At 45.8% G+C, this 14,983-nt stretch carries 15 protein-coding genes; 8 read left to right on the top strand and 7 right to left on the bottom strand.

What is annotated here, in order from left to right; genetic code table 11:
* Positions 1–132: 132 nt before the first annotated feature.
* Positions 133–423: a LapA family protein gene (locus ACY652_RS14255; RefSeq protein ID WP_462265054.1), complete on the top strand. Its 291-nt coding sequence runs from the start codon at positions 133–135 to the stop codon at positions 421–423.
* 22 nt (positions 424–445) lie between these two features.
* Here the strand turns inward: ACY652_RS14255 and ispE are convergent, their stop codons facing one another.
* On the bottom strand, positions 446–1,246 hold the full coding sequence (ispE, locus tag ACY652_RS14250; RefSeq protein ID WP_462265053.1) for a 4-(cytidine 5'-diphospho)-2-C-methyl-D-erythritol kinase: 801 nt from the start codon (positions 1,244–1,246) through the stop codon (positions 446–448).
* A gap of 102 nt (positions 1,247–1,348) precedes the next feature.
* On the opposite strand from ispE, the gene ACY652_RS14245 reads away from it, so the two are divergent.
* The 6 genes from ACY652_RS14245 (at position 1,349) to ACY652_RS14220 (ending at position 7,768) form a co-directional block, all read left to right on the top strand.
* Positions 1,349–2,170: a thymidylate synthase gene (locus tag ACY652_RS14245; protein ID WP_462265052.1), complete on the top strand. Its 822-nt coding sequence runs from the start codon at positions 1,349–1,351 to the stop codon at positions 2,168–2,170.
* A gap of 19 nt (positions 2,171–2,189) precedes the next feature.
* Complete coding sequence (locus tag ACY652_RS14240) at positions 2,190–2,378, top strand: hypothetical protein (protein WP_462265051.1); 189 nt, start codon at positions 2,190–2,192, stop codon at positions 2,376–2,378.
* Complete coding sequence (locus ACY652_RS14235; protein ID WP_462265050.1) at positions 2,375–2,755, top strand: type II toxin-antitoxin system death-on-curing family toxin; 381 nt, start codon at positions 2,375–2,377, stop codon at positions 2,753–2,755. The genes ACY652_RS14240 and ACY652_RS14235 overlap by 4 nt, the downstream gene beginning before the upstream one ends.
* On the top strand, positions 2,752–3,237 hold the full coding sequence (locus tag ACY652_RS14230) for a dihydrofolate reductase (RefSeq protein ID WP_462265049.1): 486 nt from the start codon (positions 2,752–2,754) through the stop codon (positions 3,235–3,237). Before ACY652_RS14235 ends, ACY652_RS14230 begins: the two co-directional genes overlap by 4 nt.
* A gap of 117 nt (positions 3,238–3,354) precedes the next feature.
* Entirely contained in the window at positions 3,355–6,336 is a 2,982-nt protein-coding gene (gene secDF / locus ACY652_RS14225) for a protein translocase subunit SecDF (RefSeq protein WP_462265048.1), read from the top strand.
* 103 nt (positions 6,337–6,439) lie between these two features.
* Positions 6,440–7,768, top strand: a complete 1,329-nt coding sequence (locus ACY652_RS14220; protein ID WP_462265047.1) for an NAD(P)/FAD-dependent oxidoreductase — start codon at positions 6,440–6,442, stop codon at positions 7,766–7,768.
* 132 nt (positions 7,769–7,900) lie between these two features.
* Here the strand turns inward: ACY652_RS14220 and ACY652_RS14215 are convergent, their stop codons facing one another.
* From ACY652_RS14215 to fbaA, 3 genes are all read right to left on the bottom strand, one after another.
* Positions 7,901–8,326 carry a GNAT family N-acetyltransferase gene (locus ACY652_RS14215; protein WP_462265046.1) on the bottom strand — a complete coding sequence of 142 codons (426 nt, stop codon included), beginning with the start codon at positions 8,324–8,326 and terminating at the stop codon, positions 7,901–7,903.
* A complete protein-coding gene (locus ACY652_RS14210; RefSeq protein WP_462265045.1) occupies positions 8,292–8,792 on the bottom strand; it encodes a low affinity iron permease family protein in 501 nt (166 codons plus the stop codon). The genes ACY652_RS14215 and ACY652_RS14210 overlap by 35 nt, the downstream gene beginning before the upstream one ends.
* Positions 8,793–8,898: 106 nt before the next feature.
* Entirely contained in the window at positions 8,899–9,978 is a 1,080-nt protein-coding gene (gene fbaA, locus ACY652_RS14205) for a class II fructose-bisphosphate aldolase (protein ID WP_462265044.1), read from the bottom strand.
* A gap of 393 nt (positions 9,979–10,371) precedes the next feature.
* Here fbaA and accD point away from each other — a divergent pair, with 393 nt between their 5' ends.
* Entirely contained in the window at positions 10,372–11,217 is an 846-nt protein-coding gene (gene accD / locus ACY652_RS14200) for an acetyl-CoA carboxylase, carboxyltransferase subunit beta (protein WP_462265043.1), read from the top strand.
* A gap of 137 nt (positions 11,218–11,354) precedes the next feature.
* On the opposite strand, the gene ACY652_RS14195 is transcribed toward accD, so the two are convergent.
* The 3 genes from ACY652_RS14195 to glmM form a co-directional block, all read right to left on the bottom strand.
* Positions 11,355–11,930, bottom strand: a complete 576-nt coding sequence (locus tag ACY652_RS14195; protein ID WP_462265042.1) for a hypothetical protein — start codon at positions 11,928–11,930, stop codon at positions 11,355–11,357.
* A 161-nt stretch (positions 11,931–12,091) separates the two neighbouring features.
* Positions 12,092–13,231 carry a cysteine desulfurase family protein gene (locus ACY652_RS14190; protein WP_462265041.1) on the bottom strand — a complete coding sequence of 380 codons (1,140 nt, stop codon included), beginning with the start codon at positions 13,229–13,231 and terminating at the stop codon, positions 12,092–12,094.
* 131 nt (positions 13,232–13,362) lie between these two features.
* Positions 13,363–14,754, bottom strand: coding sequence for a phosphoglucosamine mutase (glmM, locus tag ACY652_RS14185; protein WP_462265040.1), 1,392 nt, complete (start codon positions 14,752–14,754; stop codon positions 13,363–13,365).
* Positions 14,755–14,983 lie beyond the last annotated feature (229 nt).

The following is a 14,983-nucleotide window of genomic DNA, read 5'->3' as shown; positions in this document are numbered from 1 at the left end:
TACCATTGGCTGGTTAATAAATTTGATGTTGGTTAGACTGTACTTTGTTATGATAGTACTTTTTACAGGAAGAAGGTGTGATTATTATGGCTTGCAAGATTCTACTGTTAGCAGAAAATATTACCTTAGACAATGAGCAAAAGAATAGGACTGGCTTTTGTCATTGTGATACTGATGACAGTTGCTATTATGCAAAATCCGGAAGATGCCAACTTTAAATTAATATTGTTTTCAGCCCAACTGCCAAAGCTGGTAGTGATGACGGCAATGGCTGCAGGCGGGTTTATCACCGGCATTTTGGTTATGCTGCGAAAGAGCAGAACAAATAGCAGCACTTACGAAAACTATAATGATACAAGGAGTAATGAACACTCATCCAATACACTAAGTGATGAAGACAGGGACTATATTAGTGAGCCGTAATTGTACTTGGTATTGCAGCAGGTTACAAATTACAAAATACCTGATTTTGTACTTCCAGCTTTTTCAGGTCGGGTTGTTCAGTAAAGATGCCGAATACTGCGGCTCCACTCCCGCTCATGCTGGCATATACAGCGCCTGAATTATACAGGCTTTGCTTTACCTCAGCAATTAGCGGATGAGTTTTCAAGATATGGTTCTCAAAATCATTTGTTATCCGGTTCTTCCATTCGGCTATCGGCAACTGAATAGCTTCACGTAATTTTGAAGAGGATTTTGGCGTAATGCCTCCATAAGCTTCGGCGGTAGATACCTGTACCGGGGGCATCACCATGGCAAGATGATAGGCGCTTAAATCTAAATATAACGGCTCAAAGCAATCCCCTTTTTCAACTGCGTACACCGGTTTGTTTTCAATAAAGAAGGCACAGTCGGCGCCGATGGGTTTGGCATACGCCACCATCTGCTCTGCCGATAAGCCTAAATCAAACTTCTGATTCAGCAACCGTATACAAAATGCAGCATCGGCCGAGCCTCCGCCCAACCCCGCACCAATAGGAATATGTTTATGCAGATGAATAGCCACAGGTGGCAAATCAAAATCCGCCTTTAGGGCGCGGTAAGCCTTGAGGCACAAATTGCCCTCTGCATTGCCGGGTATGGTTACGCCGGATGAGGTAAACGAGAGTGCAGCGCTTTCCACAATTTCCAGCGCATCCTTAATTTGTACCGGGTAGAAAACCGTTTCCAGGTTATGGTAACCGTCAGTACGGCGTTCGGTAATGTTGAGGCCGATATTTATTTTGGCGTTGGGAAAGGTAATCATGCTGTAATTTCAGTACCTGTGTAAAAACAGTAATAGGTTTCCAAAATTAGATTATTTTTATTTGCATTATAATCCCTCACCAAAAAGTCGGCTTTAACCCCCATGAAACAATACCTCGACCTGATGCGCCATGTGCTGGAAACCGGCGCCCAAAAGCACGACCGCACCGGCACCGGCACCATCAGCGTGTTTGGCTACCAGATGCGCTTTAACCTGCAGGACGGCTTTCCCTTGGTGACCACCAAAAAGCTGCACCTCAAATCCATCATCCACGAACTCATCTGGTTTTTGAGCGGTGATACCAATATTAAGTACTTAAAGGATAACGGCGTGCGCATCTGGGACGAGTGGGCGGATGCCGAAGGCAACCTCGGCCCGGTATACGGCTACCAGTGGCGCTCGTGGCCCACGCCGGATGGTGGGCATATCGACCAGATCAGCCAGGTGGTACAACAACTGAAAAACAACCCGGATTCGCGCCGCATCATGGTGTCGGCCTGGAATGTGGCTGATGTAAACCAGATGGCCTTGCCACCCTGCCACAGCTTGTTCCAGTTTTACGTTCAGCCGCCGGACCCCTTGAAGGGGGAGCAGAGAGGAAAGCTGTCGTGCCAGTTGTATCAGCGCAGTGCCGATATATTTTTGGGCGTACCTTTTAACATTGCCTCTTACGCCCTGCTCACCATGATGCTGGCCCAGGTGTGCGATCTGGACTATGGCGACTTTGTGCACACGCTTGGCGACGCACACCTCTACAATAACCACCTTGAACAGGCCCACCTGCAGCTGAGCCGCAACCCACGACCGCTGCCCACCATGTGGATCAACCCGGAGGTGAAGGATATTTTCGGTTTTACGTATGATGATTTCAGATTAGAGAATTACGACCCGTGGCCACATATTAAAGGTGTAGTGGCGGTGTAGATTTTTGTAACTTTGAATTATGACCGTAGTGGAAATTAAGGAACAAATTAAGCAAGGACTGAATGAAGTGCCCGAAACTTCGTTAAATGATGTCCTTAAATTCATAAACCAATTAAAGCAAAAAACATTGGTCGGTGACAGATATGATCAGCACTTAAAAAAAATACTCGAAGAGGATCATGAATTGTTAAAGCGACTGGCACAATGATGCAAGCATCTATAGCAATACAAATTCATGATATATTGATAGAAAGGTTTGGCGGCAGTACAGGTTTGAGAGATAAGGGCGCGTTAGAAGCGGCTTTGTCTCGTCCATATAGTACTTTCGATGGTAATGACCTGTATCATGATGCCATTAGTAAAGCGGCGGCACTGTTGGAAAGTATGGCCATCAACCATCCTTTTGTAGATGGTAACAAACGTATTGCTTATACGCTGATACGTTTACTTTTACTTGATGCCGGATATGACATTACTGCCTCAGAAAATGAAAAGTATGAATTGGTGATAAAAGCCAGTACAGGTGAATACAGATTTGAAGCGATTGCAGAGTGGCTTAAAAGCAATACCAAACAGGCAAAATGACTAAAATTACCATCGTTGTAGCCATCGCACAAAACAAAGCCATAGGCAAAAACAACCAGCTCCTTTGGCACCTCCCTGCCGATTTAAAGCATTTCAAAGAAATTACCAGCGGGCATACTATCATTATGGGCCGCAAAACGTATGACTCTATTGGCAAGCCGCTTCCTAACCGACGCAATATCGTGATTACCCGCCAGGCTTTGCAACTGCCGGGCTGTGAGGTGGTACCATCACTTAATGCTGCGCTGGCCTTGTGCCAGAATGAAACAGAATTGTACATCATCGGCGGTGCACAAATTTATAAGGAGGCGCTGCCATTGACTGATACCATCTATTTAACCGAAGTGCATCAATCGTTTGAGGCTGATACTTTTTTTCCCGAAATCCGCCCGGAAGAATGGGAAGAAATTTTGCGGCAAAACCATGCGCCCGACGAGAAAAACGCCCTGTCTTACTCCTTTGTTACCTTGCGCCGCTGCTAACACTCAACCGCTTTATTTTGTTTGATTTCGCCATCAGCATTGCGAAAAATTATTAGCTTTGCCATCTTGTTAAAAAAAGCATTACTAATTAATTAGATCAAACACCATTAACACACCATGCAAGGTAAAGGGGTAATTAAGTTCTTTGCTATTCTGCTGGCTATTGTTTGCCTGTACCAACTTTCGTTTACCTGGGTAACACGTAAGGTGGAGGGCGATGCCGCAGCATACGCAAAAGGAAATTCACAGAAAGAAAAAGCCTATCTGGATTCTGTTTCTGCACAGCCGGTGTACCCGGTTTTCAACCACACTTATCAGTATTGTAAAGATCGCGAGCTGGCCCTGGGCCTTGACCTGAAAGGCGGCATGAATGTAACCATGCAGATTGAGTTGAGCGAACTGATTAAATCATTGTCGGACCACAATCAGGACAAAATATTTAACCAGGCCCTGCACAATGCCGACGTGGCAGCCAAGACAAATCCCGAAGACTATATTACCCTGTTCATCCGGGAGTACAAAAAACTAAGTCCCGACGGCAAGCTGGCCCCCATCTTTTCTACCAAAGAGAACCAGAGCAAGCTGAAGTTTGATGCCAACAACAGCCAGGTAGAAACTTACCTGCGCGAGCAATCAAATACTGCCGTTACGCAGGAATACAACATCCTGCGCACCCGTATTGATAAATTCGGGGTTACCGCTCCAAATATTCAGCTGCAAAATGGTAACCGCATATTGGTAGAACTGCCGGGTGTAACCGATAAAGACCGTGTGCGTAAATTATTGCAGGGCTCGGCCAACCTGGAGTTTTACAATACGTATGACAACAGCGACGTTTACCAGCTACTAAACAACATTAACACACTGATTGCGGCTAAAAATAAAGCCAACAAAACTGATACTGTTAAAACGGCTGCCACAGCAGCCACAACGCCAAAAGGCGACACCAGCCGTGCCGGCTCGTTGCTGAGCAAAGTGCAAAAAAATGCGGGTAAAGATACTTCGGCCAAAAACCTGAACAACCAGGCGCAGCTGATGGCGCAAAACCCATTGTTCGCTTTACTGCGCCCGAATATTGCACAGGGGCAAGATGGCCAGCCAACGCTGGTACCCGGCCCTACGGTTGGCTTGTCGAACATTAAAGATACAGCCAAGGTAGATGCCTACCTGAACATGCCGGAGGTTAAGGCTATACTGCCGCAAAACCTGAAACTGGCCTGGGGTGCCAAAACAGCTAAACAGGGCGATAAGGTACTGGAACTATACGCACTTAAATTATCCGGCGCCAATAACGGCCCTGCCCTTACCGGCGAGGTAATTACCGATGCCAACAGCGATATTAACCCTACCAATGGCGGCCCTGAAGTTACCATGGACATGAACTCTGATGGTGCCAACAAGTGGAGACGCGTTACGGCTGAAGCTGCCGGTAACCCAACCGATGAGAATGATAACCGTGCCGTAGCCATTGTACTGGACGACAATGTGGTTTCTGCCCCGCGTGTAAGTAATGAAATTACTGGCGGCCGTTCTTCTATCTCCGGTAATTTTACCCAGGAGGAAACCAAAGATTTAGCTAATATTCTGAAAGCCGGCCGCCTGCCTGCTCCTGCCCGTATTGTGGAGGAAGCCGTAGTAGGCGCCTCTTTAGGCCAGGAAGCCATTACTGCCGGTTTAACCTCTTGCGCCGTTGGTTTGTTGGTGGTACTGGTATTTATGGTAGCCTATTATAACCGTGCCGGTACTGTGGCTGATATTGCCGTGTTCATTAACGTTTTCTTCCTGATGGGTGTATTGACCAGCTTTGGTGCGGTACTCACCCTGCCGGGTATTGCCGGTATCGTGCTTACGCTCGGTATATCGGTAGATGCCAACGTGCTCATCTATGAACGCGTGCGTGAGGAAATGGCCCTGGGTAAATCAAAGCGTATCGCTATTGCCGATGGTTTTAAACATGCGCTGTCCTCTATCCTTGACTCCAACATCAGTACCTTTTTAACCGGTGCAATCCTTTACATCTTCGGCACCGGGCCCATACAGGGTTTTGCCATTACCCTGATGATCGGTATCATCACTTCCTTATTCTGCTCGCTGTTAATTTCAAGATTAATTTTTGAGTGGATGCTGGAAAAGGATATGGAGATCAAGTTTTCTAACCCGTGGAGCTCACATACTTTTAAAGGCGCCAATTATGCTTTTGTAAAAAACCGCTTTAAGTTTTATGCCTTCTCTGGTCTTTTCATTTTGGCTGGTATCATCTCCATGTTTACCCGCGGCTTTAACTACGGTGTAGACTTTCAGGGCGGCCGTACTTATGTGGTACGCTATGATAATAATACCGTTAACACCGAAACCGTACGGAATGCCGTAATCAAAACCTTAGGTGAAGGTAAGGCCGAAGTAAAAACTTACGGTAACGATAAGGTAAGCATCACCACCAATTACCTGATTGCGGATAACAGCACTGCTGCTGATAACCAGGTAGAGGCTCAACTGCGTAAAGGCTTAAGCCAGGTATCGCCAAAATACCAGATTGTAAGCTCACAGAAAGTAGGCCCTACCATTGCCAACGATATTAAAACCTCGGCAGTATGGACGGTAGTATTCGCTATCATCGTGATCTCTGCTTATATTCTGATCCGTTTCCGCAAATGGCAGTTCAGCCTGGGTGCCATGATTGCTACGGCGCATGATGCCCTGCTGGTATTATCGTTCTTCTCCTTGTTTAAGGATGTGATGCCGTTCTCACTGGATATTGACCAGGCGTTTATCGCGGCTATACTGACGGTAATTGGATACTCCATTAACGATACTGTGGTAGTATTCGACCGTATCCGTGAGTACCTGAACATCTCATCAGGCAAAAATGAAGATAATCAAATCACCATTAACCGTGCCATCAACAGCACTTTGAGCCGTACCATTATTACTGCCTTAACGGTAATTTTCGTACTGGTGGTATTGTTCATCTTCGGCGGCGATGTTATCCGCGGGTTCTCATTCGCGCTGTTAGTAGGTGTGTGCTTCGGTACGTATTCCTCTATCTGCGTAGCTACCCCGGTTATTATTGATTTCGATAAAAAGCAACAGCTGAAATAAATACAAATCAGCGCTATAATTATAACAAGGGCTCCGGTAATATACCGGAGCCCTTTTTGTTGGTGTACCGCAAACACACCATGTAACAAATTGTTTATCGGGTATGGAAACAACTGATAAGAGTAAATTTCCGCTGGTTGTAATTATAGGCGGTGGCTTTGGCGGTTTGGAATTAGCCAAGCGCTTAGCTAAGCAACCTGTTGAAATTCTACTACTGGATAAGCATAATTATCACACCTTTCAGCCCCTGATGTACCAGGTGGCTACCGGCAGCCTGGAAGCCGAATCTATTGCCTTTTCATTGCGCAAAAATTTTGAAGGACAAAAAAACTTACGCTTCCGGGTGGCAGAAGTAACCCGCATTGATACGGAGAACAACTTTGTAGATACTACCATTGGCGAAATTGCTTATGATTACCTGGTGATTGCCACCGGTTCTACCACCAATTTCTTCGGCAATAAAGAGATTGAGCATTTTGCCATGCCAATGAAAAATTTGCCCGAAGCATTGAACCTGCGTTATTTGCTGCTTCAGAATATGGAGGAGGCTTTATTGCAAAATACGCCCGAAGAACGCGAGCCTTACCTAAACTTTGTGTTGGTAGGTGCTGGCCCAACCGGCGTAGAGTTAGCCGGCTCATTAGCCGAATTGCGCAACCACGTGTTACAAAAGGATTATCCCGAACTGCGCAAGGAAGATATGCGCGTGATATTGGTTGACTTTATGCCAAAGGTATTAGGCCCGATGTCTGAAGAAGCATCGAATGCGGCTAAGGACTTTTTAGTTAAGATGGGCGTAGAAGTGATGTTAGGCGTAAAGGTGGAAACCTATGATGGCAGCGAATTAAAAATTGAAGGTAAGCCTCCTATACGCACTAAAAATGTAATATGGTCGGCAGGTGTAATGGGCGTTGTGCCGGATGGTATCAGTAAAGACGTTGTTGTAAAGGGCAACCGGATTAAAACCAATAATATTTGTTTGGTTGATGGTACCCAAAACGTATTTGCCATTGGCGATGTTGGCGCGGTAATTACCGACGAAACACCTAAAGGCCACCCCGGCGTAGCACAGGTAGCTATACAGCAAGGTAAAAACGTAGCCAGCAACATAATTCACTTAATGAACAACGAGGCCACAGAGCCGTTCAAATACAATGATTTGGGCTCCATGGCTACCATTGGCCGTAATAAAGCGGTAGTAGATTTAGGTAAAATTAAATTTCAGGGCTTTTTTGCCTGGTTAATGTGGATGTTTGTGCACCTGATTTCATTATTGGGCTTTAAGAACAAGGTATTGGTGTTTATACAATGGCTGGGCAGTTATGTGAATTATAATGGCGGTACGCGCTTAATCATCAGGCGCTTTGTTCGCGATGCCGGGCCGCTGGAAGTGGTAAGGCCGCAAGAAGCAGCGCCTTTGCCAAAAAACTAATCATATAATTATAAAAAGCAAAAGCAAAACAGCCGCCGCAGTACATTCTGCAGCGGCTGTTTTGCTTTTGGTGGCGGGTATGTTCAGGTGCAGGTTAATACCCTGTTCAAATATGGTGTGAGGTATAACTGCTTACCTCTTCACCATTTTAAAATGTTGTATACCGGCTTCTTCAAACATAGGGCCTGTTTCCTGAAAACCGAATTTCTTATACAAAGGTACGGCTTGTATTTGCGCATGAAGATAGATGTACTCAGCTTCGTCCGGTAGATCTGCCAGCACCGCTTTAACCAGTTCCTGCGCCACGCCCTGCCCGCGTTGTGTTTGCAGCACAGCAAAACGCTCCAGTTTATAGCCTTTGTCGGTTTTGCGCCAGCGCGAGGCCCCTGCCGGTTCGCCATTAACAGTAGCTAAAAAGTGGTTTGATTCCTCTTCAAACTCCCACTCCAGCTCGGGCGGGCAATTTTGTTCGCCCACAAATACCTCGCGGCGTATGGCAAATACCTTATCCAGCTCTTTAGGATCAGTTACTTTGTTTACGGTGATTTTTGCGCTCATTTACTCGTTTCATGTAATTGTTATCCCGCTCGGTCTTCTTACTGTGGTTTTCTTCGGCAGCATCATAAGTATGCGTACAACCCAAACTCTTTTCGTTTTTAGCCAGGGCTGATAGCTTTACATAAAATTGATGTATCTGCTTTAGTTCGTCTTCTGATAAATCTTCGATGTTCACCATGCGGTTACTCGCCCCCTCGTGGGCGGCAATCAGCTCGTTCAGCTTCAAATGTATGGCTCTTGAATCTTTATTTTGAGATTTTTGTATTAAAAAAACCATTAAAAATGTAATAATGGTAGTGCCGGTATTAATAACCAGTTGCCAGGTATCTGAATACCTGAACACCGGCCCGGTAACCGCCCAAACAAATACCACTGTTAACGCCATGATAAAAGCCGCCGAACTGCCGGTAGCCTGCGTAGCCCAGTTAGAAAAGCGTTCGAAAAGATTCTCCTTTTTGCCAGCCATAACTATTCCTGTTTTGTTTAATTTACAGTCAAATGTGCAAAATTATCCGAACAAAAAAAGCCACCCGGTTACCGGATGGCTTATTCTAATTACTTTCTAATATAACTTACAGCTTATCTGTTGCACCAATACAATTTAAATCGCCGAAGGCTACGGTTAAACGCTTTACAAACGTTTCCTCGCCTTTGCGCAGCCATACGCGCGGATCGTAGTATTTTTTGTTCGGAGCATCCTCTCCTTCGGGGTTACCAATCTGGCTTTGCAGGTAGGCCTCTTTTGATTTATAATAATCTTTTATACCTTCCCAGTACGCCCATTGCATGTCGGTATCAATATTCATTTTTACCGCACCGTAGGAGATCGCTTCACGAATTTCTTCCTGGCTTGAACCTGAACCGCCATGAAATACAAAATTAATGGGCTTCTCAGCTTCCAGGCCAAACTTCTGCTTCACAAACTCCTGAGAATTGTGCAGGATAACCGGCTGCAATTTTACGTTGCCCGGCTTGTATACCCCATGTACGTTACCAAATGCCGCTGCTACAGTAAAGCGCGGACTTACCTCAGACAACTTTTCGTAAGAATAGGCTACTTCTTCGGGCTGGGTATACAGGCGCGAGCTGTCTACATCGCTGTTATCAACGCCATCTTCTTCACCGCCGGTTACCCCTAACTCAATCTCAAGTGTCATACCCATCTTCGCCATACGGGCCAGGTATTTAGCCGAAATCTCCATGTTTTCTTCAATGGATTCTTCCGACAAGTCCAGCATGTGCGATGAGAACAGGGGCTTACCGGTTTCGGCAAAATGCTGTTCGCCGTAATCCAGCAGGCCATCTATCCAGGGCAGTAATTTTTTAGCCGCATGGTCGGTATGCAAAATTACCGCTACGCCATAATGCTCGGCCAGCAGGTGCACATGCTTGGCTGCCGACACGCCGCCTAAAATACAGGCCTGTAATTTTGAATTATCAAGCGTTTTGCCGGCATAAAATTGTGCGCCGCCGTTTGATAATTGTATAATTACCGGTGAGTTTACCGCTTTGGCAGTTTCCATTACGGCATTAATTGAATTGGTGCCGATTACGTTTACAGCAGGTAAAGCAAACTGGTGCTTTTTAGCTGCTTCGAAAAGTTGCTGCACCTGATCGCCGTGCAAAACACCTTTATAATTTTTTAAATCCATCTGAGCAGAAATAATTAAGCCTCTAATGTATAAATTTTATAGTGGATATAAATACAAATGGTTTTTATTTCAAATGTGTAAACACTACACGGTTTATGTTGTAATCCGGTTTGTATAAAATTAATTATAGTAACGGATTATTAATAAACGGGCGAACCAGTACAGCTGCTTAACGGGTGAACGGCCAAAATCGGTTAGTTTTATCAGAAAATCATTTATCCTGATAAACAATAAGCTACCCTGCTATAATCAACTTTAATTTGCTGAGGCGTTTGAAAGTCGCCTTATTACCAACGGTTGCTACAACAGCAGAAAACAGCTTCGGTACGAAAACGATTAGCTGAATAATTTTTTGTTTCTTTGCGTTTTGTTTGCAAGAGAAAGAGGAAGCTAATGACCTGGTTTAAAAGAGAATCAAAGGGGATACAAACCACTACCGAAGAAAAGAAAGAAGCGCCGGACGGGTTATGGATTAAATGCCCTAACTGTAAACGGCCGCTGCATTATACTGAGCAGGTGGAAAACCAGTATGTTTGCCATTACTGCAATTACCAACTGCGGATTGGCTCTAAGGAATATTTTTCTGTATTGTTTGATGATAACCAGTTTACCGAACTGTTTCCCAACCTGCGCTCGGGCGACCCGCTGGAATTTGTGGATACCAAGAAATACAAGGACCGCCTGGTGGAAACGCAAAACAAAACCGGTTTGAATGATGCCATCAGGGCAGCTTACGGCCTGGTGGATGGCCAGCCGCTGGTGATTGCCTGTATGGACTTTACTTTTATTGGCGGCTCGATGGGATCAGTAGTGGGTGAAAAGATTGCCCGCTCCATTGACTACAGTATTGCCAACAAAGTACCCTTCCTGATGATCTCTAAATCGGGTGGTGCACGCATGATGGAGGCCGCCTTTTCGTTAATGCAGATGGCCAAAACTTCCGCCAAGCTGGCTTTGCTGGCCCAGGCTAAAATACCTTATATCTCATTATTAACCGACCCTACCACAGGCGGCGTAACCGCATCCTATGCGATGCTGGGCGATATTAACATTGCCGAGCCGGGCGCATTAATTGGCTTTGCCGGGCCGCGTGTAATTAAGGAAACCATTAAGAAGGATTTGCCCAAAGGCTTCCAAACCGCCGAGTTTTTGCTTGATCATGGCTTTTTAGATTTTATTGTTGACCGCCGGGAACTGAAAGAGCGTTTAGCCTCATTTTTGAGGATGATGGCCAACTAAAACTTCTGATATTATTGATAAAGGGTTATTGCGAGAAACGAATCAATAACGCACGTAATTTGCATAACATAACAACAAACAAGGCCTGCTCTATATAGAGCAGGCCTTGTTTGTTGATCACAAGTTACTGAATTTGTTTAAATGTTACCGCTTTCGGTACCTGGCTCATGGCCTACCATACGGCCGGTGGTACGGCCCAGGTTACGGCTGGCAAAGTCGGTTTCGGTATGCGTGCCATGATCCGGAAATTCATGCGGATTTGGTGGCGTTACATCGTTACGCTCGCTATAGGTAGCTTCGTCATTATGATTCTGCTGCTGTACTTCTGTACCAGTTTCATAACCCTGTGTTTCGCTGTCAGCCTCACCCTGCTCCGGAATTTCGTTTTCATCACCGGGTTCGCTATCGTCATTATCATAGCTGTTGGCTATGCCTGATGATAAGCCGGTACCAGCGGTTGCGCCGCCTACACGGTTGTAGCCGTCCTGGTCTTCTTCCTCATCCAGGTCGTCATCATCTAACGTATCATCGTCCAGATCATCCTCATCGTAATCCAGATCATCATCTTCTGTTAAATCATCGTCTTCATCCAAATCATCATCATCCGGATCAACAATATTATCAGAAGGGCTGCTTACAGTATCAGCAGCATAATTACGGTTATTGTTTAAATCATCCTGTGCATTCCAGGCGCTTTCATTTACAGTTGCCATAGGTATTTATTGTTTGGATTTGTAATTGTAAGAATAACCTGTTGCAGCAATCATTTGTTTTTTAATTTGCTGTTAAATTACTTACTGATGTAATATCAAATAAAAAGGGCGTAATCCACTAAAACTGCGCCCTTTTGGTAAGTTATACAAGTATCCGTATATCAGGCATCTGCCATGCAGATGTTCTTTAATTTGGCTATGGTATAATCAAGTTCTTCCTTTGTGGTGTACTTGGAAAAAGAAAAGCGCACCGCAGGGCGGGCCGGGTTGGCACCAATGGCGCCCAGCACATGCGAACCGATATTTGTGCCTGAACTGCAGGCGCTGCCGCCGGATGCCGATATACCGGCTATATCCAGATTGAACAGCAGCATATCAGACATGTCCATCTCCGGGAAAGATACATTCAGTACGGTGTACAAGCTTTCATCCGCACCGGTTTCGCCGTTAAAACTTATTTCGGGTATTTCCTGTTGCAGGCGGTTCATCATATAAGTCTTCAGTTGCTGTATGTGCTGGCGGTGCGGCTCCATTTCGGCGTAGGCAATTTCCAAAGCTTTGGCTAAACCCGCTATGCCATACACATTCTCAGTTCCGCCACGCATATTGCGCTCCTGCGAGCCGCCGTAAATCATAGGGTCGATTTTTATTTTATGGTTAACATGCAAAAAGCCCACCCCCTTTGGGCCATGCAGCTTATGTGCGGCGCATACCATAAAATGCACCTTCAGCTTACTTAAATCGTGCGGGTAGTGCCCAACGGTTTGCACCGTATCGCAATGAAAAATGGCGTTGTACTGCTCGCATAGGTTGCCCACACGTTCAATATCGGTAAGTGTGCCTATCTCATTGTTGCCATGCATCAGCGATACAAAGCTGCGCTCGTTCTGCTGCAGCAGCTGCTCCAGATGCGCATAATCAACATGCCCTTTATTATCCGCGTTTACAAAGCTCAACTTAATCAGGCCGGCCTTTTCCATGGCCTCAAGCGTATGTATTACCGCATGGTGTTCCATACGGCTGGTAATGGCATGTTTTAACCCATAGCCGCTGATACCGCATTTCAGCGCCATATTATCAGCCTCGGTACCACCGGAGGTAAAGAAAATCTCCGCCGGGGATGTACGCAACAGTCCGGCTACTGTTTTGCGCGCCTTTTCAATCAGCGTACGTGCCTCGCGCCCATGCGCGTGTATGGAGGAAGGATTACCAAACTGGCTTTCCATCACATGCGCCATTGTTTTTAAAACTTCGGGGTCAAGCGGCGTAGTAGCGGCATTATCTAAATAAACACGAGTCATGAAATTTGTATTTACCACCTTGCTATTGTGAGAAAAGGCATCATCTCGGAGCTATGCTTCTTCGCTTTGCTTACAATGAGATTGCTTCGTTCCTCGCAATGACGGTGTGTGTGTATCTGCGTTAGCAATTTTTATTCGCTTACCTGTAAAATGTCCTTTATGTCGGCAATAATCTTGTTAGCCATATTGTTCGCCACCGTTTCGGAATTGCCTTCTGAGTAGATGCGGATGATGGGTTCGGTATTGGAGCGGCGCAGGTGCACCCACTCTTTATCAAACTCTATCTTTAATCCGTCGATAGTGGTGTGCGGCTGTTTTTCGTACTTTTTCTCTACACGCGCCATCAGGGCATCGATATCCATTTCTGGCGTAAGTGTGATTTTATTCTTGGAAATATAGTAGCCGGGATAGGTACTGCGCAGCATTGATACCGGCTTGCCGTATTTAGCCAGATGCGTTAAAAACAAAGCGATGCCCACCAGTGCATCGCGGCCGTAATGCAGTTCGGGATAGATAATGCCGCCATTGCCTTCACCACCGATAACGGCATTCACCTCCTTCATCTTAGTTACCACGTTCACCTCGCCTACGGCCGAGGCAAAGTATTCGCCGCCGGCCTTTTCGGTAACATCACGCAGGGCGCGGGTAGACGACAGATTAGAAACCGTGTTGCCTTTTTTATTCTTCAATATATAATCGGCTACGGCCACCAGCGTGTACTCCTCGCCAAACATACTGCCGTCTTCGCACACAAAGCAAAGGCGGTCTACATCAGGGTCAACAGCAATGCCCAAATTTGCTTTTTTGTTTAACACTTCGTTAGACAATGCACTCAAATGCTCCGGTAGCGGTTCGGGATTATGCGCAAACTTACCATCCGGTTCGCAGTACAACTCATGTATCACCTGCACACCCAAGGCACGCAGTAAGGCCGGAACATACAAGCCTCCGGTAGAATTTACGGCATCCACCACAACCTTAAAATTGGCTTGCGCAATAGCCTGCTTATCTACCAGCGGCAGGGCCAGTATCTGGTCGATGTGTTTTTGCAGGTAAGTATCATCTGTGGTAACCTTGCCTAATTCGTTTACCTCGGCATATTTAATTTCACCGCCTTCGGCAATCACTAATACGTCCTTACCGTCAACATCGCTGATAAATTCACCATCGGCATTCAGTAGTTTCAGGGCATTCCATTGCCGGGGGTTGTGGCTGGCGGTAATGATAATACCGCCTGCCGCCTGCTCGGCTACCACGGCTATTTCTACCGTAGGCGTGGTCGACAGGCCTAAATCCACCACATCAATACCCTGCGCCTGCAGTGTGCCGGTTACCAAATGGTTTACCATAGCACCCGAAATACGGGCATCGCGGCCAACTATTATTTTTTTATTCGCTGATTTACCGGAGGCCCACACGCCAAATGCTGAAGTAAACTTTACAATATCCTGCGGTGTTAAACCTTCGCCTACGGCACCGCCAATGGTACCCCTGATACCTGAAATAGATTTGATTAATGTCAAAACCCTAACTGCTTTAGCTCACAAAAATAGTATTTTCAGTTGGGATGACGGTTAAAAGGCAACATACATTTTACTGACGGCAGGCAGTTCTGCAAATTGCGGCGTATTTCTTATTCCCTTTCTGCTACCGGCAATCCTGTAATTGGTAAGCGCAAATTAAATTTTGTGAATATCTTTGGCGCGTAATGTCAGCAGTATCATTCGGTTTCAAATTTACCGGTTTTAATAA

Source organism: Mucilaginibacter sp. (genome assembly GCF_965200995.1).
In the GTDB taxonomy this organism is placed as follows: Bacteria; Bacteroidota; Bacteroidia; order Sphingobacteriales; family Sphingobacteriaceae; genus Mucilaginibacter.
Note: the sequence above shows the minus strand (reverse complement) of the source record. Positions and strands in the feature narration are given on the sequence as shown.